Below are 21,251 nucleotides of genomic sequence, written 5' to 3' on the forward strand. Positions count from 1 at the left end.
GAAGGTAGATCAAAAATTCTAGTCACACAAAAATTACACGACACTAAAATAATCTTTACGATATATTTTATCATATAAAACGACTCAATCGATTGCGTAACATTCACGCAATCGATTGAGGAAAATACAGCACAAAAGCGCCATATAACGAGATACAGCTAAAAATAACCCATATCACTAAGAACAATTAATACAAAAAGCTATCTACCAAAAAAAAGAAAGAAACAAATAAAAATAAATACTATATTTAATTATTAGGATAACATAAATACTCCAAACAAGATCGTAATTTTTAAATTAAAATAGGAATCTCTAAAAACAGGCTATATTTCAGATCAATTAAATACGGAAAAATCGCAATTCAACGAAAGTTAAATAGCAAATCATATCTTAGTAAGAATCATATCATAATTACCAAGATTGTCTCTAAAAACACGGCATGATTAGGCCAATTATTTTTAACAGGAACATCAGCTACTACTGGCTTAATACAAATTGCATCGCTCAATCAAAATGCGGTGGTTCAAGTTCACTGTTTGAAAAAGTAATATAAAAATAGAAAAGGGGATGGTCTTACACGATCCTCCCCTTTTCTATGTACTCTATTTTCGTCCATTTAATGAATGCCTTTAAATATCCGCTTCCAACGTATTTTAGAAAGCCCTTTTCCGTCTGTATTCCAGCTCATCCAGGTAAATAAGGCTTTACCCACAATATGATCCTCGGGAACAAAGCCCCAATCTCTGGCGTCCAACGAATTATGCCTGTTGTCTCCCATCATCCAATAGTAATCCATTTTAAATGTGTATGAATCCGTCTTGCTGCCATTCAAGTATAAGCCATCAGCCCTCTTCTCTAATCGGTTATGCTCATAGACCCGAATGGCGCGCTCGTAAAGCGGCAAGGTCTGCGCATTTAAAATAACTTTCATACCCTTTTTCGGAATCACAAAAGGTCCAAAATTATCGTAATTCCATTTGTACTGCGGATCATTTGGAAACGTGTTGATCTGTGCTTCGCCAGGTTTACCGATGTTCATCTGCATGGATTTGACATTGGACCATGATTTCACCATTTGAGCCTGCTCTTGGGTTAGAAAAACAATATAAGTTCCGGGTTGAAGCAACCTTATCTCGATGCCCATATCTTTCATTCGCTGTTCATCCAACTCTGTTCCATCGGTCATCACGATATAATCCATCTGACTTTCTGGTGCGACAAAACCAGGTTGGTCATTTACGTATAATACAGCCTCCTGCATACTGATCTTATCCCCAGGCATTCCTACGCAGCGTTTGATCAAATGCTCTCTTTTATCCACGGGACGTGTTTGAATGGTAAATTGCTGGTGTACGGCTTCATAACCCATCGAACGTACCAGATCATAATAAGGCTGGTCTTGATTCTCTATTGCCACAGTGTCTCCTGCCGGTGCATTAAATACAATAACATCATTTCGTTTGATCTGCTGGAAACCTGGAAGCCGTTTGTATGGAAGCTCAATCAATTCAGAAAAAGCCTTTCCTCCAACAACGGGCATTGTATGATGTGCAAAAGGAAAAGCAATAGGTGTATTGGGAATACGTGGCCCATAGTTCAATTTACTCACAAATAAATAGTCACCGATCAAAAGTGATTGCTGCATGGAGCCCGAAGGGATCATAAAGGCTTCCAGTAAGAAACCTCGGATCAGTGTTGCTGCAACGGTTGCAAAAACGATCGCATCCGCCCATTCACGGACCATGGATTTCTTATAGGGATACTTGACTTTGAATTCATTGTAGGATTCGTGTAGCAATCCCAGCTGAATCTCCTTTGTCATTGTTTTTCCTTCGCTATTTGCCGCTTTAAGCTTTTTAGCATAAATTCCATTGAGAAACTGAACGTTTTTATCTCTTCCCCATAGCGGTAATACGATAAAAGGTAACAATACCGCAGCGCAGTTTTCCCAAAATCTTCTCTTGCCAAAACAATGGATAAAATCGAGGTATAAATTATAAAAGACAAAGACATTCACAATGGGAACGATCAACAACACAATATACCAAACAGGTCTATTGGTGATCTGCCCCTGAATCCATTGACTATAAACTGGAACGATACCCTCCCAACCACGACGTCCTGCCTTTTCAAATAAAAGCCAAAAACCATAAGCTGCGATAATGGTTAGTACAATAAAAATAATAAGCTCCATATTCACTTTTTTATCGAAATGTAACTAGATCAACGTTAATAAATAAACAACCTGGATGAATCCAACGGAGATTCTTTCGCGCGCTGTAACTCATTATATCTCATAATATATCTGATAAATACATCATAATTATATTTCTGTTCTTTTTCAAATTCGGCAAATAATTCGGGTTCATCATTGATCAGACGCCCCAATGTCAGTGTGCGTTTCTTTTTGTTTCCACTAAATAAGCCACTCGAATTACTGTTTATTTCAATCACCTCACCTGTTGCTTTCTTGAGCGCATAGGCATATTTTGACTTTGTAAATCCGACACCAATCATTGGCGCAGCTCCACCGCTACCGATCATCATCCCGCCACTACCTCCAAAATGTAATTCGGAGACATAATAAGCCATAATTTCACCATCGACAAGCACTTCCGCAAAAGTCGGTTCCAGGTCTTGCGCCTTCCGGACTTGATAGATCTGTGGAGAAGTTCCCGGCACAGGATCCAGTCCATTTTCTACATAGGATGGGGCATACACTTTCTTTTTGGATTGCCAATAGGCGCGAAACACCTGATCGGGAGTAAAAGTCAACTTTTCTTTTTGTAGGTTCTCAAATTTTAGCTTACGATCCTTGACTGAAGAGATCTTTCCATACAACGTATCCGCATTCATCAATACGAGGTAATCTACGTTTTTTTCATCCTTTTGCGCTTGTACTACAGCTGAACTACATAAAAAAAATAAGAAAAAAACAATCCTAAAATTTGATATCAGTCTCATAAACCACTATTTATACCTGTAAAGCTACATAAAAATACATGATTCAGCTATAATTCTTCCAGCTTTAACCTTTCTTAAGTAAATCTGTTTCCCGGAGTGATTGCTATTTTATCTTGTCAGGATTATGCCATGGCAAAAGACAAACTTATAGCGAATAGCTACAACCAATCAATATGCTGATTTATAAAAAAAGCTGCCCAAAATATTTGGAACAGCTCATTTTATCCGGTTAAAATTAGACCTTATCCTTTATGTTTACCCTCAAATTCTGTAGACGCTTTGTTCACTCCGTTGCTCATGCTTTCAAAGGCTTTATTGATATTATCAAGCAATGCAGATTCTGTCGTCGCATCAGAGGTTTTGCTTTTACGCAATTCGATCAACTTTGGATAGTCTTCTGTTACAATCTTTTTGTAACCATTCAGACCATCGAGCACTGCTTTCTGAAAGCTGGCGTCACCTTTAAAATCACCTAGATCTTCTACTTTCTTAATATCGTCGTTTAGAGATTTTCCCCACTCTGTACGTACCTGTTCTGCCTTTGCATAGTCAGCAGCATTCATGGCAGCATTCATCGCTTCAATATGCTTTTCACTTCCATTGATGACAGTGATAATTGAATTGTTATACGTCGCAGGATCCTTCGTTCCTGAACCACAACTTGAGATCGTCAGTACCGCTACGGTCAAGATGCCTGTTATAAATTGCTTCATCATTGTTGTTATATTTTATAGTTTACTTGTCTTTTTGTTTATAAACGTCTCTTACTCCTTATTCCATTTCCGCATTGGCCCATTCACCTACAATATCGTAACTAACTTAACCAAAGATAGTTGAGTTCAAATGTATTTTTTATCACTGATTTCAGGGATTTATTATCACAACCTTATTGTGCAACATAGTTGCTTTTAACATTTCTTTACTTATATTTGTTGCAACTTAATTGCAATATATAATTTACAAAAAGCCCAGCTCAATTGATGAACAGACGCACGATTCTCACGCTCTTATTTACGTATAGTATCTTATACCCTGCTTGTGCACAAGAAAAAGCAACAAAGACAATTGGGCTAAGGGAGGTATACATTGAAGGGGGACGTTACAAAAAATCAGCTGAAGGTGCAATGTCCATAGATGTCCTAACCAGTGATTCATTACAGAAATATCAGGCCGGCAGTTTGATGCAAACTTTAAGCCGACTTCCTGGAGTGAATGCCATAGGCATCGGCGCTAGTCAATCCAAACCACAAATCCGGGGTCTCGGTTTTAATCGGGTGGCCACTGTCGAAAATGGAATTAAGCACGAAGGACAGCAATGGGGCCTGGATCATGGGTTGGAAATTGATCAATATAGCATTGGCACTGCTGAAATTATTAAAGGAGCTAGTTCATTTATGTATGGATCAGATGCTATTGGTGGTGTCATACGCCTATCCTCGCCAGCGGAACTCCAAGAGAATGGTTTGAAAGGTCATATCAACTTATTTAACAGGTCCAATAATGCCACCTATGGGGGTTCCTTACAATTACAGGGCAAAAATGGTAACTGGGTTTTTGGTGGCGGAGTAACACATTTGGGCTACGCCGACTATCGTGTACCGACCGACACAGTATATGTTTACAACTATGCTATCCGGTTAAAAGATCGACAGGTTCGCAATACCGCAGGACAAGAGACCAGTTTTCAACTTCGAGGCGGTTATGTCTCCGATCGGTTTTCCTCTATCTTTTATCTGAGCAACTACCATACTAAAATCGGATTTTTCGCCAATGCACATGGTTTAGAGCCACGGGGTGTAGATACAGTACTGTATGACCGTTCTGATCGAGATATCCTTTATCCGAGTCAGCATGTTAATCATTTTAAACTCATTAGCCGAAATTATATCGCGCAGGACGCGCATAAGATCTGGATGGATCTTGGTTACCAAAGAAATTATCGGCAGGAATTCAACAACTACACCGCTCATGGATATATGCCCCCCGTTTACCCGCAGGACATGAACATTCCGATGAATCTCGAACGACTGTATGATAAAGAGATCTATCATATGACTTTAAAAGATGAATTTGCTTTGGCTACACATCGGCTCACTATAGGTGGTAATGTTGAATATCAACGTAACAACATCGATGGCTGGAGCTTCCTTATCCCTTCCTATAGACAAAAAGCACTAGGTGTATTTATCTACGATCAATATCCGATCAACGAACAAACAACACTCTATGGTGCATTACGTTATGATCACAGCAATATCCACAGCTCGCCTTATCAAGATTGGTTTGCATCCAAACTGGAAAACAATCAATCTGCTCATATCGTCCGGGCGGACGAACTTCATCGTAGTTTCAATAGTCTCGTTTGGTCTCTTGGTGCAACACGGCAAATGGGTTTATGGGAGGCAAAATTGAATGTTGGTAAAAGTTTCCGGGCACCTATTGCGCAGGAACTGGCTGCCAATGGTGTGAACTATCATTATTTTAGTTATGAAAAGGGGGATGCGTCCCTTTCTCCCGAGCAATCCTACCAAATGGACTTATCTGTAGCTCGGCGCACCGGAAATACGTACATCGCATTCACACCTTTTTTCAATTATTTTTCCAATTATATCTACCTCAATCCTACATCGGGTTATGATCAGTACTATGGTGCTGGCAACCAAATATTTGAATATTCACAAAGCAAAGTACGGCGTTATGGTGCCGAACTAAAAGTGGAATATCGTCCTTTAACCCATTGGAAAGTAGAATTATTGGGTGAATATGTTCGATCTGAACAACTTTCAGGCAGCAAGAAAGGTTATACATTACCCTTTTCTCCCGCCCCTTCACTTGTATTGGATCTCAGTTGGTCTCCCAAAAGTAGCACCTATTTTAAGGAGCCTTACCTCTCCTTGGATTCCAAATGGACAGCTAGCCAAAAGCATATTGTCCCACCAGAAGAAAAAACAAAAGGTTATCAAATTCTCAATTTCAGAGCGGGAACACAGCTGATCCTGGGCAAATCAGCACTTCAATTGCGCTTACAAGTTCAGAACATTTTTAACACAAGATATATGGATCACACCAGTTTCTACCGGCTGATCTCACTCCCTGAACAGGGACGAAATATCATCCTATCTGTCGGGATCCCTTTCGGAACCCAAAATCGAACCTAACAAACTCATTGATACAATAAAAAACAGGTGCTAACTCATCATGATAAAAATAAATATACATATGCAAACACTCAAAAAATATGCGCTCATGGCCATCATAGCTGCCTCTACCATCGCTTGTAAGAAAGATAAGGAAAATATTGATACCGAAAAACCAACAATAGATATCAGTGCAGCGACCGCTTTTCCGAAACAATGCAGCCAAATCAGACGTGGATCCAGTTTTACGTTCCGCGCAAAACTATCCGACAATGTCGCTTTGGGCAGCTACAGTATTGACGTTCATCATAATTTTGACCATCATTCACACAGTACCGAAGTGGAGGAATGCACATTAGAGCCGATCAAGAAACCAATCAAACCATTTGTTCTGGTCAAATCTGTTAATATACCGGGGCAACCACAACAGTATGATGCCCAATTTCAGATTGATGTCCCTGCAGACGTCGATCCCGGAAACTATCACTTTATGATCCAAGTGACGGATCAATCCGGCTGGAGTATCCAACGTGGAATCAGCGTACGTATCACTGAATAACAGCGCCCTAACAGACAAAATACTTCGATTATTTTCTATCATAAAATTTAAATCCAATGAACACGAAAACTAGAAACATCAACTTTTTATTACTGTTTACAGCACTTTTCTTCGGCTTTCTGTCTTCTTGTAAGAAAGACAACGCCGATATTCCTGTCACAACAAAACCTACGATCGGCACCTTAGAAATTGGATCTGGCAATAATAAAACGGTCAAGGCCGGAACAGACCTCCATCTCGAAGGTGATATCGTCGCTGAAGCTCTTATCGACAAGATTGAGATCGAAATCCATCAGGAAGGTGGCTCCTTCAAATTTGCCAAAATTTATACTGATGAGAAATATGTTGGCAAAAAAAATGTGACTTTTCATGAGCACATCGACATACCATCTGAAGCTCCTGCTGGTCAATATCATTTTCACTTTACAGTGACGGATAAGGCCGGAAACACAACGACTGTAGAATCTCCATTGACCGTTCAGGCATCAGAGGCGAGAGCCAGCTATAAACTGATTTTTACAGAAGTCAAAGGTTCGGCTCATGGCAACCATTTTCATGATCTTGCCGACAAAGATAATGTAGAACCCACTACCATCAGCTTCGACAATACTGGTAAAGCAATAGCTGGTCATGCTCATCTTAAACCGGCAGGAATTTATAAAATTGAGCTAAAACAATTTGACGCCAATTCCAAAGAAATCCAAGGGCAATACATCAAGAACAAAACAACGGCAGATTATTACAAAGCATTCCTGACCAACGCACCTTTTGTGTTAAATTCAAAAAGTAAAAATGAAAGCGGAGCCATATTTCAACCTAGGGAAACAAAATATGAAGATGGCACAGCTGTTAATGGAGCCCTAGAAACTACAGGTATTATTACTTATTTTACAGCTGGCAAGGACAATGAAGGGGAAAAGAAAGTCGTCTATGTTCTTCGTAAATTTAGCGACTCTGCTACCAAACCCAAAATCACACGCGACGATTGGAACCATTCGGATTATGTGACCAGGTATCCTGGTGAAGATGTGATTAAATTATCTTTCGAACTCCATGCCGAAGAGGGCGAAGATTAATTTAGGGAGAAAGATAATTTAAATAAAAAGCACCTGGTTACGCATGCTAACCAAGTGCTTTTTTTACTAAACCAAACTCGCTATTCAGATTAATCTCTTATTTTACCCAATACATTCCCCTGTGTATCGACGACAAGTTTCCATTCGTCTGTCTGACTTTTCACTTCGAATGCATAAGTAATCTTTTGTTCCTCAGTGATCCTTTTTACATCTTCTATACGATAGCCCGGAAAATCCTTTTTCACCTTTGCAATAACAGCTTTTGGTAAATCATTTTTTGCAAACTCTTCTTTGTGACGCACAATTTTACCATTACTTTGAATCCATACCTCATGATCTGTTCCAAACAAACCTGTTTCGAACTCAGCTTCATATAGTCCCGCTTTCAGTTCCCAGTCTATCCCTTTGGCTTTTGGAAATTTCTGTTGAAAACTATTCACCACCACAGCAGGTACCTGACTTTGGGGAATATCCTGAGCAAAAGCTCCAATTGTTGAGAGTGCAAGAGTACATGCACTTAATATCATTTTACCGTTCATGACTTTACTATTTTTAATGTATTACAAAGTAAACCCACGATTCTGTAAAGATTTGGGAATGTTATTTATGCTGGTATGCTGGGCGAAAATCTAGCTTAAATATATGTTGACTTTTGTCATAATGATAGGAAATAGAAAAACCATATAAATTACATATTGCCTGAACGATCGCCAGCCCCAGACCAGTACCTTTGGACGAGGCATCCGATTTATAGAACCTTGAAAACACATGCTCATTTTCCAGAGCAGTCTGTCCGCTCGTATTCGCAACTATAAGTGTATTTTCAGCAATCGCTATGTTTACCTCCCCCCCATCCATATTATGAAACAATGCATTACGGATCAAATTTGATACAACGATATTGGCCAGAGCACTATCTAATCGTACCTTAAGTTTATCTTGTTGTCTGACATTGATCTTAATATTTTTAAAAGCGGCAATATCTTCTAGTTCATCAGCGATATGTGTGACAAGCTGATTGATTGAGAGATCTTCGTTGTGCAGGAATTGTTTGTTCTCAATCTTGCTGAGCAGCAATAATGATTTATTCAATCGAACAAGTCTCTCTGCTGTGTTTAGTACTTCGGCGATTGTATTCAACTGTTCAGATTGTAGCCCCCCTGTTTCAGCCATCATTTCCAACTTATTGATCATAATAGCCAAGGGTGTCTGTAACTCATGTGACGCATTACCAATAAACTGTTTCTGCTGTTCATACGTTTCCTCATTATGATGGATTAAGGTTGTGACAGCGAGCTGTAAATCTTTAAACTCCTGGATATTGGTATTCATCGCTGGCTTATCGTCCGATTTTCCCAGCCGGAATTTCGTCAACTGATCTAAAAACCGATACAATGGGCTCCATAATCGCTGTATAACAACTTTATTGATTGAGACAATACTGACAACCAAGAGGACAAATAAAATCAAGACAGAATAAAACAGGTTCTTGATCAAATCACTTTCCTCGATCATTGAATTGATAATTGATAACTCGTAGTAGTGCCCCTTATGCTCAAATGCAGTAGTCAGCATGCGTACGGGCTCCAATTCAGGTTCCGGATCGTCATCATCCTGCATATATAACAAGGTGTCTTTATATACATTCTGCATTTTAATCGCCTGTTGCTCGGAAATTTCACGTACCTTATAATTGTTAATTCCAAATTCCAGGTCTGGAGATACAAGTGTCTCAGAAGCCAGTTCCTGAATAATTAAGCGTTTTTGATTCTCCAATTCCTCATCTATATTATCATGGATTACTTCCAACATAAATAAATAAAAGATGGTCGACCATACCGCAATGACCACCAGCACCGAAATAGAGAGATATTTGAGCGTTTGATTGGCTAATTTCATTTTTCAACAAGTTTATACCCTATTCCATACACCGCTTCAAAATCAACTTCCGCTTTTTTCGCTAAAAATTTCTTTCGCAAATTCTTTATCTGTGAATAGATAAAATCGAGGTTATCTGCTTGATCCGTATTATCTCCCCAAACATGCTCTGCTAGTGCATTCTTGCTTACAAGACGGTTTTTATTGAGTAAAAAGTAATTGAGGATATCAAATTCTTTTCTATTCAAAGCGACAGATTCGCCGTTAATCGAAAGACTACGCTCGTTCAGATCAAGCACGAGATTGCCCATCTCCAAAGTATTTTTGCCATCCCGTTGTTTTCTGCGTAATACTGCTTTAATCCGCGCATTTAATTCGGCAATATGAAAGGGTTTGGTCAGATAGTCATCCGCTCCAAGTTCCAGTCCCTTTAGCTTGTCATCCAACGAATCTTTTGCAGAGATAATAATAACATTATCCGACTTGCCTTCCTTTTTCAGTAGATCCAATACCTGCAGTCCACTCCCGCCCGGAAGCATGATATCCAATAAAACACAATCATAGTCATAGACCGACACCTTATCCAGCGCAGATCTAAAATCGCTAGCTGTTTCTACAATATAATCCTCTTTGACAAGAGAGTCCTTTAATATCTCTCTCAATTCCGCTTCATCTTCAATTACAAGTACTTTCATTGGACTATTGTTTTTTTATTACCGAATCTCAATACTGCTTAACTCCAGTTATATTGCTCTCATCGCTACAAATGTATCCCCAATTTAGGAAAGAATTAGGAAAATGACTACTGTTAGTTGACTACAGTCACACAGTGCAGATCGAATAGCCTATTTATTTTTGCGTATTAGCGAAAAAACAAAGCGCATTTCGTATTTTAGGTCTGATACGATCTACTATGGACAAACGCAATGCTAACATCTGGGCGCCTGTCATTGGACTGGACGGTTTTCGCAAAGAACAGACCGCCGGCCGTGAAGAGCTTCTTTTCAATGAATTACATGGTGAAAGGCTAATAGACAAGCCCCATAAGCATGATTTTTTTATTATTAATTTATTTGATAAAGCTTCTGGTGTGCATACGATTGATTCGATAGACTATCCCATTAAAGGCCATCAGGTACATGTACTATTCCCAGGTCAGATGCACAAATGGCATATCCATGCAGGTACTATCGGCTACCAGTTAATGATCGAACGGTCTTTTTTCGAGCATTTTGCTCCCTTCTTTCGCTTTTCCTTTACTAATTATCAGAATCATCCTGTAATCGACCTGACCAAGGAGGCCTTCATTCAGCTACATTATGAATTTGAATCTGTCAAAAAGGAATTGGAAAGAGAGCATTCACTGATTCCCTTGATTACGGCTCGTGCTGGTGTTATCGCTGCTATTGTCAGCAGAGAAGCAGAGCATGTCTTCACCGAATTTAAAGTCTATCAATCCGTCCCTCGGCTTGCCAAATTTAACATGCTTATAGATGAATTTTTCAGAACACAAAAATTGGTCGCCTTCTATGCGGACAAGCTGCATATTTCTCCAAACTATCTCAATATTCTGTGTAAAAAGCACTTGAAAATCTCCGCCACCCAACTTATCCACCAACGGATTTGTGTTGAAGCAAAGCGCCTTCTCCAAAGTACGGAATCCTCCATTAAGGAAATTACATTTGAATTGGGCTTTGCTGATCAAGCCTATTTTTCCAATTTCTTCAAACAGCAGACTGGTGTAAGTCCAAGTGATTTTAGAGAAAAAAGATAAATCGCACAAGAAATGGCAGAAATTGCCCAGTAATACTAAAGCTCCCTGTATATACCTTTGTAAAAGGCTGATCGACTTTATTGATCGTCAATTAGATTGTAACGTAAATAGGAAATAAAATGAAACCAATAGCGCTTTCACGTAAGGAATTTATACGAAACTCTGCCCTAGCACTTGCTGGAGCAACATTAATCCCAGGAATGTTATTAGCAGAAGATGGCGGCCAACTCCCTCATCAGCATATTTTGGACGGACATCAAGGCAAAAAAAGTTATATCCTAAAGAATGTTCTGTTGGAAACAGGTTTTGAGTATGATGGAAACGGCAATGTCATCGCAACAAAAACCGGTCTTTTCTCCATACAGATCGAAGCAGGAAAAATCAAAAAAATAGGTCCCAACAGTACTGCTACAAATGCCATAGATGCAAAGGGCCGATTGATGCTTCCTTCTTTTAGAGACATGCACATTCATCTGGACAAGACATTCTACGGTGATAAATGGCAAGCTGTACGACGAGGTGCAGGTGGTGTAAAAGGAATGATTGCACTCGAACAACAAATCCTTCCTGAGCTACTGAAAAATTCAACCTATAAAGCGGAAAAACTAATTGAATTACTGCAATCCAAGGGCACAGCTTTCGCACGCAGCCATGTAAACATAGAGCCTACATCTAAGTTAGATTCCCTACATCACCTACAGATTGCACTAGAAAACAAAAAAAACAGTTTCGGAGCTGAACTCGTTGCCTTTCCCCAACACGGCGTATACTACACGGATTCTGTACCTTACCTGAAGGAGGCTGCAAAGACCAATATTGATTTTATCGGCGGAGTAGATCCATTTACCATCGATGGTGCCATTGAGAAAACAATGGATTTCACGGTTCAGCTGGCGCTGGATCACAACAAAGGGATTGATATCCATTTACATGAGTCTGGAGAATCTGGGCTAAAAACGGTCGAGTATCTGATCAACAAAGTAAATGAAAACCCCGCATTGAAAGGCAAGACCTACCTCAGCCATTGTTTTGTATTGGGAAGACTGGAAAAAGCCAAACAACAGGAAATAGCAGAAAAGCTTGGTGCAGCACAGATTGGTATTGTTTCGACCATTCCTTTTGCCGGTCTAATTATGCCTATCCCTACACTGATGGAAAATAACGTCACCGTAATGACGGGAAATGATAGTATTGTCGATCATTGGAATACCTTTGGAACAGGAAGTGTACTTCAAAAAGCCAATATGGCTGCACAAGTATATGGTCAGGTCACAGAACATGGTTTGTCACGCATGCTAAAACTGGCTACTGCAGGCCCGATTCCTTTGGATGACAAAGGGAAACAGCAATGGCCAAAGCCCGGCGATGATGCAAACATCGTACTCATCGATGCGAGTTGTTCAGCTGAGGCTATTTCACGAATTTCGCCTGTAGGATCGCTTATCTATCAGGGCAATATTGTCTATTAGGCTTCTGACAAACGAAGTACTACACCACAGATCTTTTTAACACAATGGCAGTCAATTGCTTTCAAACAAGCTTTTGATTGCCCTATTGTGAAATACAATTGCTATTAAAACAGTATTGAAAATCATGTCAACCCCATACACAAGCCCTCTAAAGGGAAAGTATACACTAAAAAATGTCCTCCTTGAAACTGACTTTGTTTCAGATGAAAGGGGGATAAAAGCAACAAAAACCAAACTCTTCTGCATAGAATTCAATGCCGGAAGAATTACAAAGATATTTCCAAATGATCCAAAGCTCGCTACAGCAGTTGATGCGAAGGGATACTTGATGCTGCCCGCTTTCAGCGATATGCATGTACATCTGGACAAAACACTTTATGGACTTCCATGGCAAGCGCAATCTCCAAAGAAGAGAACTGTGCTTGAGATGATAGCTTATGAACAGGAAATTATCCCTGAATTACTTCAAACATCGACCACACGATCAGAGCAACTTATCGACCTGCTGCAGAACTATGGTACCACTTTTGCCAGAACACATTTTAACGTCGATACCACTTCTGGACTTCGTTCTTTGGAAAACCTTCAAAAAGCACTAGACAGTCGCAAAGAGAGTTTCAGTGCAGAATTGGTCGCCTTTCCGCAACATGGATTTTTCTATACAGACTCCGCTCCCTTGATGAAAGATGTGGCACAGATGGATCATGTGGCTTATATCGGTGGTGTAGATCCTTACGGGATAGATAAAAATATTGAAAAAGTGCTCGATTATACAGTAGCATTAGCCCTTGACAATAACAAAGGGATTGACATCCATTTGCATGATGGTGGAAAGGAAGGTATACACACCATTGAATACCTTGCCGAACAAGCGCTTCAGAATCCGAAGCTACAGGGACGCACCTTTGTAAGCCATGCCTTTGTGCTGGCCCAGTTACCAATAGCTGAAGTGGAGCGTATCGCCGAAAAACTAGCAGCCGCCAAAGTAGGTATTGTCTCTTCCATTCCTTTCGGCGATTTGGTCATGCCTATCCCAACATTATTGAAACAGGATGTCGAAGTGTTGGTAGGGAATGACAACGTGCAGGATTATTGGAGCACTTTTGGCCCCGGAAACATGTTAGCAAAAGCCAATTTAATGGCCGAAATATATGGTTGGAGATCCCAGTTTGACCTATCCAGGACACTTCGCTTTGCAACACACAACATCTTACCATTGGATGACAAAGGCAATATGCAATGGCCAAAAGCGAATGACAGCGCTGAGTTTGTACTGATCAACGCAAGCTGTTCAGCAGAAGCCGTTTCGCGTGTATCACCAACCATGGCCTTTGCCCATGAAGGTGCACTTTACTGGAAAAAATAACCCCTACATTATACCATGAAAAACAGGAAAAAGCTCAGCATCAAATAATGCGGAGCTTTTTCCACTGTAGCTTTCCCATCCCTCGCAATCGAAGCTATCGTACTTATCCGATAACCATAATAGGACGCATCGAGTCAATAGTATTATCGCTTAAAGAACCTCATGATACGAGGCTCTACCCAATCGCTCAGGATATAGGCAATACCCAACATCAGGAGAGTAACAGCAGAAACAAGTACATATTTATTTATGTAGTCGTGAAGCTGATTGAAAATAATAAAACCAATATGCTGATGAATAAGATATAAGGGATAAGTCAGCATTCCTATTTTGACAAATTTAGGTGAATTGAAGCGTTGTAGCTTTTTACAAGAAACAAGTAACATGACCATGTAAAATACAATGATGGTCCCAGCAATTATATAGGAGGAAAAATCGCTATGGAAGGTTCTTGCTAGCCAATGGATTCGACCAATAGCGCCATCGATGGACAAGTACAGGCACCAGGGCAATACAATAAAATGCTTCAACGCGGGACCTTGTAGAAAAATTTGGCAAAATACAATTCCTGCAATAAAATAAGCGCTCCAGTCCAGAATGAAAAGGTGGTGAATGGCATCGTAAATTTCAGATGGTCCAACAAGTAGGCGCAAGCTTGACAATAACAGCCAAAAGTAGACAAGATAGTCCAAACTGATCTGCTTATAACGGTTTACGATAAGAAATACAGCAATAATGAGGTAAAATTTCAACTCAATATACAAGGACCAATACGCACCATCGATATTTCCCTGACCGAACAACTCTTGGACCATTGTGAAATTAGCTAAGAGCTGTTTGAATGTGACCAGGTAACGTGGCGCCCCAAAGAAATAAACGATCACAAATGTTATGATCAAACAGATCCAATACATTGGATACAGACGTTTAAAACGCGAATAGCAAAATTTTGGTAGCGAACGATGTTTTATGGAAAAGGCGATCACAAAACCGCTGATGATAAAAAAAAGATCTACACCGAGATACCCATACTTGAAATATTCGCCAATCTCGTCAAACCGCAGCAACGACATATTTCCCCCTTTATATCCCCGATATAAATAGTGATACAATACCACTGCGGACGCCGCGATAAAGCGAAACAGATCAATTTGATAGATTCTTTTGGACTCAGACATTTGAGCGCAAATATAGGCGGTTTCATTTATAGTTTCGGGTAATGGTTCCAAAAAAGAGTACGCTAAACCTCATTATTTACAACCTTCAATTCGACTTACAATCGTGAATGCACCATCGAATTTATAACATCATTATGTGACTATCGCACATTGTATTTCCATCGCATCCTGGTTAACTTTACTTACATTAAATATCCGTAAAACGAGGAAATTATGAAAAAGAACCTATTAATAGTCTTTATTGCCGTCGCCGCCATATGCTTCGGTTTTCAAGCAAAAGCGCAAACTGCCACATCGGGCCCCGTCACTGTCAACATTAATCTTACCGATGCTATTTCCATTACCTTGGGCGCCGATCCAACAGTCAATTTTGATTATACCACAGCGGCCGATTATGCAGCGTCAAAAACCGTAACGAAAGCGAATCATTTTACGGTGGTTAGCAATAAGCCTTATGACCTTACTGTAACCGCTGGAGGAGCATTTACACCAGCTGGTGGACCTGCACTAAATATTGTTACAGTTACTGTACCAGCTGCAACTGCCAATGGCGGGACTCCGGTTGCCAATGTGCCGCTGAGCACTACTGCTGCTCCTTTGGTCAATGGTTCGACGGCATCCACAGGTGCAATCTATACAGTGGATTATACCATCTCAAATCCGGCATCGTTATTAAATCTTGCAGGATCGACTTATAGCACTACAGTAACTTATACGGCGACGCAACAATAAAAACCTGACTAAACATTTTATTTGTGAGATATTATCTAGCAGTATTTATTATTTTGATATGCAATACCCTGATCCACGGACAGGGTATTTCCATTTCACCTTCCCGGATATTTTTCACTGGTGAAGCTGGACAAACCGTCAGTCAAGCCATTACGTTCAACAATACCACTACTAGTGATCTTTCCTTTGTCGCGAATCTAAAAGATTGGGACCGTGATTCATTGGGCAGCAAACGGTATTATGCCACCGGGGATAATGCCGGGTCAAATGCCTCCTGGCTTACCTTATCTGAAAATACGGTACAGCTAGCTCCTGGGGAAACAAAAGTGGTCAATCTTTCCATGACAATTCCTGATCATCCGACAACAAAACAGCAGCGCCATAGCATGCTTTTCTTTACACAGGTTAAAGAACAGAAAGCTTTGCAGCCAAATGGACTCCATATGAACGTTCTGATTGAGGTTGGTATCCAAGTATACCATACGCCAACCGGGTTAAAAGCGGGCGATCTGGAATTTCTTGCCTTTGAAGATAAAGGAACAGTTACTATCCAGGAAGGTAGAGCTGTCCGGCGAATGGAAGTCAAGGTTAAAAACACAGGCCAGATCAATAAGGATGCTTATGTACGGTTTGAGTTGACCAATATAGAAACTGGAGAAGAGATACCTGTGGACGCTGTAGCCATTGCAATGCTTCCTGATTCAGAACAATGGGTCCGTGTAGACCTACCTGGTAAACTTCCCCCCGGTCGATACCTCGCTGTTGCGATACTTGATGCTGGTAGCCAATATGATTTAAAAATTGCAGAGAAAGAAATTACATACTAGATTAAGTTTCGCCTTACTGTTTATTGGCGCTGTTTCCTATACAAATAGTGTAAAGGCTCAGGCAACCGTGACGGTACCTCAGGCAAATATTCAGGCAAGAACCGACTATACCGCAAGTATTACCGCCGGACAATATACTAGTGTATTGACTCTACTGCCCACCTTTCGCGTTAAAGCCGATGCATCTACATTTAACAGTACGACCAGTGGCAATTTCCCCACAAATCTTGTACATATTAAGCTTTCGAGCATAGGAGCAGTCCCTTTACTTTCATTATCTGGAAATAACGAGGTTGCCCTTTCAACGACGAATCAAAATCTATATACCGCACTTGCCAGCCTGGCGTCGGGAACAATAACCGCTAACGCCCGTATAGCCACCTCCAGCCAAACCTGGGTTGCGGGGTCATATACTAATAATGTTTCCTTTTCCACACAGGGCATTTTAGCGGGATCCATTACACCGACCAGCTTCGTATTGACGATCAATATCCCCGGATTTATAAGCCCCCCTGCGAGTATCGGTACAACCAGTATTTTGGTCAATGACCTGAACTATTATCGCGCTGCAAATGGCATCAGTAGTAACAGCGTTATACCCCTATCGACCACCGTCCCCTATATACCAAGTATTAAGAGCGTAAACACACAATTTAGCTTTAGCACCACCTCAGCCTATAATACCTTGCCCGTCACTCCTGTATCAGCCGTTAATACAACCTTAACGGGTATTGCGAATGCCACCTCCGCCGCTTTATCCACCACAGATCAATCTTTAACCAATACCACCGGTATTGCCGTTCCAACCAACAATAATCACTCGTTGACCTATACCTATAATATTGGATTAAACCAACTGAAAACAAATTTTATACAGGCAGGCACGTATTCTGTCCCATTGACCTACACCTGGAACAAATTATCATCAGCCTATCCCAGTGGCAGCGTACAGTCACAAGCAAATGGAAACCTGTCTGTTGTCGTAAGCGACCTAGGCGAAATAGTTGCCAATCAACAAACCGTCAATCTTGCTTTTGCGACAGCCAATGATTATAAGAATGGTGTCAATTTAGATATGCCCGCTCACCTTAAGGTGAGTAAAACTACGCCATACAACCTTTACGTGCGCGCGACATCGACAAGCTTTGCTTCAGGAGGCAACAGTATCCCTTTAAATGTATTGCGCATTGGTCCAATGGCTGGTCAAAGCGGCATGAACACCGTTACGCTATCCACCACAGCCCAGCAGCTTATCCAGAATGCCGACCCTGTGATAGACCGTAATCTGAATATTCTTTACAGTATCCCCGCGAGCGCAACAAGTGTGCTTCTCAATAAACCTGCAGGCGCCTATACGGCCAATATAGTTTTTAGCTTTGTCGCCCCTTAAAAGCGTATAACACCAACTTTTCTACGCTCATCCCGATAGTTAAAATCGGGAATCACACAATCCTTATCCGTTTTTACTTCGATCTCACAATTTTGATTTTCGATCGAGAAGGGCATTCCTTCAGTAACAACAGCTATTCTGTAATTTCCTAATGGAAGGTACAGCACATACTCACCACTTTCCGAACTTAATGTACTGTAGGTTTTCCCCTGACGATCTATGGCAGTTACTTTTATTCCACCAAGTTGCGGTCTCGATTTTAGATACTTATTTTCAACGACCTTAATGCGGCCTTTTAATGGTCTAGTTTTTATCAGCGGAATTTCCAGCCGTTGGTTTTTAGTCATCAAAACGTTTATCGGCCCCTGCGAAACCCAACCTTTGCTATTCTCCACCTGGACCATATAAGGACCAGCTCCCATGTCAACAAATTTCACATGGCCTTTCTCATCCGTTAGCGCCACTTCTTTTCCGATCCGCACCAACACAGCCTGGGATTTGGCTTCACCAACATCATTCCTACCATTATTGTTATCATCTTCAAAAAAAGTCAACTCCAGCTTATGACCTTTTTGTCCAGCACGTCGGCCAAAATTCTTTTCTATTCCCAGGCGAATCTGCCTATTATCAAAAGAATAACGATTGAGCGGATTGGGATCGGGCGGCAAATTCGGATCTACAAGAAACAGCGACTTTCCGCTTATTGCAGTATAGAATATATCGGCTGTCAGATTCCAGCTATCTTTTATCTGCCAGCGGACATTACCATTTACCGAGAGGTTGTTGCTTCGGGAGAAGCCATAGTAGCTATACATAGTCGAGAGCTGTACATGCAGCTGATTATTAAAAGCGTAAAATTGCGTATTTGGGCCTAAAGAATAAATGCTGTAATTCGAATTTGCGTTAGTCGCCAAAAGATCACTTAAATAATAGGGATTGATCTGGATAAATGTATTGAAGCCAAAGAGCTTGTTATTGTAATTTCCATTGATGCGAACAGAGTGAAACGGCGCAATAGGTCTATTGGATGTATTCCTATACGTATATCCATAATCCGTTTGCAGCGAGAACCTATGCGCTTGGGTAAAAAAATTAAGTTCAGCTACCGTGCGAAGGGAATTTGACTTCCAATTCACTGGATTAGTTGCTATTCCCCACCAATTCTGGTAGGCACCATGTTGTGCCATAAAATAAGGTCTAAGATCAAGTTGTAGTTTTCCAAGACCAGTATGGTATCCCAACTCATAAATCTGTATCCGAGAGGCATTATTAAAAAAATAGTTTCTGTCTCCGGCAAGGTATTTCGGATTATTATCCATGTAACTGATCCGGGCAGAAAGGTTTCGATCGTTGGCCAACAACATCGTTAAACGTGAATCTGTTTGGGTAAGACCTCTACGCAGACCCACATAGTACGGTGAACTATAATAATTGACACTTGTAATCTGATAATTGCGAAAAGATTTATTATAATTTATCCCTCCTGCTACTGCTAGCCTATTATTTCCGCTTTCAACCTGTTCAATACTCGTCCCTCCTTCCAAGAAAAGACTATTGTTATTACCCAAATCAATAAAACCTTTGCCACTGAACAGACCGCTGCGCACCCCACGATAATCATTATTGCTATGTAAGTAAACGATGCTGTTTTCCTGATTTTTTTCAGTTTGAATGGCATATTTAACGCCAACTATTTCTCCACCAGGAATTGGATTATCCATCTCGGTGAACAACATGTAATTGTTCTGGATTGCATACAAACTGAGGGAACGCCGTTTATCGAATTTGTAGGTCCCTTTTATACCACGTCCATTGATAAACTGATCGAGATTTTCATAAATATTCCCCAGTTTCACGCCCCATTTTTCTGTATCATAATCCAGGTAGGTATCGTATAGATTAAAGGTGCGTTGATCTTGATAATAATCGAGATTCATGCGATAGCTCAATTTATCTTTATCGCTTAAATCAATTTTGCCATCTCCCTGTAACTGGTAAACCGAAATATCTTTCCCCATATTGATATAACGTAAAGCAACTCTATTGTCAAAGGGTTGGTTTTGCAAATTCATATTGGAAAAGAAACGCTTTACGCTACCCACTGTCATCATACGGATACGCTTAGTGGCTAAAACGCTACCACCGCCCTGGACGGCCTGAATATCAACATCAAAATCCATATTTGCATTTTTCTTTCGCAAACGGGCAGTAAAAGTCAACAATGACTGTCCTCCCGCGACTAATGTGAACGGCAGCGTCTCACCAATGATCTCCAGATTAGGAGAAAGATTAGGAAAATGCAATTGAACGGTAAGGGGTACCAGTCCCCGATTAACAGCCCGAACTAAAAATTGTGTCTGGCCAGTGGCCTGATCGAGGTAATATTCCGATTGTTCGGTCTGTATAAGGAAGGCCTGTTCCATAGCCAACTGTGTGTAAAAGGATTCAGGTTCCTGTATTTTTACTATGGGATCATTCGATTCAAATCCTATCGTAAAGGTCTGTGTTCCCGCAGCAATTGTCCTTCTATCAGCCATATATTTTAGCGGAAATACCTTCGTTTCTTTGGGCTTTAAAATAATCGTCCCAGGTAACTTTATTAAGCCCTGGAGAGCGGCAGTGTTAGCCGCAGCAGGTTTTAATTCAATTGGTCTATCTGTGTGATTACTGATGTTTAATTTATTGGAGAATGTTTGTGAAGATCTAATCTGTATTGTATCACGTTCGAAATAATACATAATATCGTATTGTTGCTGACCTTTCGCTTGAGACAAGAAAAGAACAGCATAGCAGAAAAGAAACAGGAAAATCCAGCGGCTTCTTATTGGCATAGTATACGATTCAAATATCCATAAAAGTCAGGCTAAATTCTATGAGATTAAAATATAAGACGTCACATAT

17 protein-coding genes are annotated in these 21,251 nt (G+C 40.5%); 9 read left to right on the forward strand and 8 right to left on the reverse strand.

The genetic code is table 11. From position 1 onward, the window contains the following. Positions 1 to 616 precede the first annotated feature (616 nt). The 3 genes from lepB to OGI71_RS18870 form a co-directional block, all read right to left on the reverse strand. Complete coding sequence (gene lepB, locus OGI71_RS18860; RefSeq protein WP_282251031.1) at positions 617 to 2,194, reverse strand: signal peptidase I; 1,578 nt, start codon at positions 2,192 to 2,194, stop codon at positions 617 to 619. Positions 2,195 to 2,229: 35 nt separating this feature from the next. Beyond that, positions 2,230 to 2,964, reverse strand: a complete 735-nt coding sequence (locus OGI71_RS18865) for a hypothetical protein (RefSeq protein ID WP_282251034.1) — start codon at positions 2,962 to 2,964, stop codon at positions 2,230 to 2,232. Between the two features lie 242 nt (positions 2,965 to 3,206). Continuing rightward, positions 3,207 to 3,680: a hypothetical protein gene (locus OGI71_RS18870; RefSeq protein WP_282251035.1), complete on the reverse strand. Its 474-nt coding sequence runs from the start codon at positions 3,678 to 3,680 to the stop codon at positions 3,207 to 3,209. Positions 3,681 to 3,944: 264 nt separating this feature from the next. Between OGI71_RS18870 and OGI71_RS18875 the strand changes: the two genes are divergently transcribed. The 3 genes from OGI71_RS18875 to OGI71_RS18885 all read left to right on the forward strand — a co-directional run bounded on the left by OGI71_RS18875 (position 3,945) and on the right by OGI71_RS18885 (position 7,736). After that, positions 3,945 to 6,122, forward strand: a complete 2,178-nt coding sequence (locus tag OGI71_RS18875) for a TonB-dependent receptor (protein WP_282251036.1) — start codon at positions 3,945 to 3,947, stop codon at positions 6,120 to 6,122. 61 nt (positions 6,123 to 6,183) lie between these two features. Further along, positions 6,184 to 6,660 (forward strand): DUF4625 domain-containing protein, encoded by a 477-nt coding sequence (locus OGI71_RS18880; protein ID WP_282251037.1) that lies wholly within the window; start codon positions 6,184 to 6,186, stop codon positions 6,658 to 6,660. Positions 6,661 to 6,716: 56 nt separating this feature from the next. After that, positions 6,717 to 7,736, forward strand: a complete 1,020-nt coding sequence (locus tag OGI71_RS18885) for a DUF4625 domain-containing protein (protein WP_282251038.1) — start codon at positions 6,717 to 6,719, stop codon at positions 7,734 to 7,736. 89 nt (positions 7,737 to 7,825) lie between these two features. On the opposite strand, the gene OGI71_RS18890 is transcribed toward OGI71_RS18885, so the two are convergent. The 3 genes from OGI71_RS18890 to OGI71_RS18900 form a co-directional block, all read right to left on the reverse strand. Next, complete coding sequence (locus OGI71_RS18890; protein WP_282251039.1) at positions 7,826 to 8,275, reverse strand: PepSY-like domain-containing protein; 450 nt, start codon at positions 8,273 to 8,275, stop codon at positions 7,826 to 7,828. A 61-nt stretch (positions 8,276 to 8,336) separates the two neighbouring features. Then, positions 8,337 to 9,635 carry a HAMP domain-containing sensor histidine kinase gene (locus OGI71_RS18895; protein WP_282251040.1) on the reverse strand — a complete coding sequence of 433 codons (1,299 nt, stop codon included), beginning with the start codon at positions 9,633 to 9,635 and terminating at the stop codon, positions 8,337 to 8,339. Next, on the reverse strand, positions 9,632 to 10,309 hold the full coding sequence (locus tag OGI71_RS18900; protein ID WP_282251041.1) for a response regulator transcription factor: 678 nt from the start codon (positions 10,307 to 10,309) through the stop codon (positions 9,632 to 9,634). The genes OGI71_RS18895 and OGI71_RS18900 overlap by 4 nt, the downstream gene beginning before the upstream one ends. Positions 10,310 to 10,527: 218 nt before the next feature. Between OGI71_RS18900 and OGI71_RS18905 the strand changes: the two genes are divergently transcribed. From OGI71_RS18905 to OGI71_RS18915, 3 genes are all read left to right on the forward strand, one after another. Further along, positions 10,528 to 11,388: a helix-turn-helix domain-containing protein gene (locus OGI71_RS18905; RefSeq protein ID WP_282251042.1), complete on the forward strand. Its 861-nt coding sequence runs from the start codon at positions 10,528 to 10,530 to the stop codon at positions 11,386 to 11,388. A gap of 119 nt (positions 11,389 to 11,507) precedes the next feature. Continuing rightward, a complete protein-coding gene (locus tag OGI71_RS18910; protein ID WP_282251043.1) occupies positions 11,508 to 12,857 on the forward strand; it encodes an amidohydrolase in 1,350 nt (449 codons plus the stop codon). Between the two features lie 124 nt (positions 12,858 to 12,981). Then, positions 12,982 to 14,223, forward strand: coding sequence for an amidohydrolase (locus OGI71_RS18915; RefSeq protein ID WP_282251044.1), 1,242 nt, complete (start codon positions 12,982 to 12,984; stop codon positions 14,221 to 14,223). A gap of 143 nt (positions 14,224 to 14,366) precedes the next feature. Here the strand turns inward: OGI71_RS18915 and OGI71_RS18920 are convergent, their stop codons facing one another. Continuing rightward, a complete protein-coding gene (locus OGI71_RS18920) occupies positions 14,367 to 15,401 on the reverse strand; it encodes an acyltransferase (protein ID WP_282251045.1) in 1,035 nt (344 codons plus the stop codon). 213 nt (positions 15,402 to 15,614) lie between these two features. Between OGI71_RS18920 and OGI71_RS18925 the strand changes: the two genes are divergently transcribed. From OGI71_RS18925 to OGI71_RS18935, 3 genes are read left to right on the forward strand one after another with little or no spacing between them, the layout of a single operon-like run. Then, the gene (locus OGI71_RS18925; protein WP_282251046.1) at positions 15,615 to 16,133 is read left to right on the forward strand and encodes a hypothetical protein; all 519 of its coding nucleotides are present in this window, start codon (positions 15,615 to 15,617) and stop codon (positions 16,131 to 16,133) included. 23 nt (positions 16,134 to 16,156) lie between these two features. Then, positions 16,157 to 16,960, forward strand: a complete 804-nt coding sequence (locus OGI71_RS18930) for a hypothetical protein (protein ID WP_282251047.1) — start codon at positions 16,157 to 16,159, stop codon at positions 16,958 to 16,960. After that, the gene (locus OGI71_RS18935; RefSeq protein WP_282251048.1) at positions 16,935 to 18,350 is read left to right on the forward strand and encodes a hypothetical protein; all 1,416 of its coding nucleotides are present in this window, start codon (positions 16,935 to 16,937) and stop codon (positions 18,348 to 18,350) included. Before OGI71_RS18930 ends, OGI71_RS18935 begins: the two co-directional genes overlap by 26 nt. On the opposite strand, the gene OGI71_RS18940 is transcribed toward OGI71_RS18935, so the two are convergent. Next, entirely contained in the window at positions 18,347 to 21,181 is a 2,835-nt protein-coding gene (locus OGI71_RS18940) for a hypothetical protein (protein WP_282251049.1), read from the reverse strand. The genes OGI71_RS18935 and OGI71_RS18940 overlap by 4 nt on opposite strands. Between the last annotated feature and the right edge of the window lie 70 nt (positions 21,182 to 21,251).

Source organism: Sphingobacterium sp. ML3W, from assembly GCF_029542085.1.
Classification (GTDB): Bacteria; Bacteroidota; Bacteroidia; order Sphingobacteriales; family Sphingobacteriaceae; genus Sphingobacterium.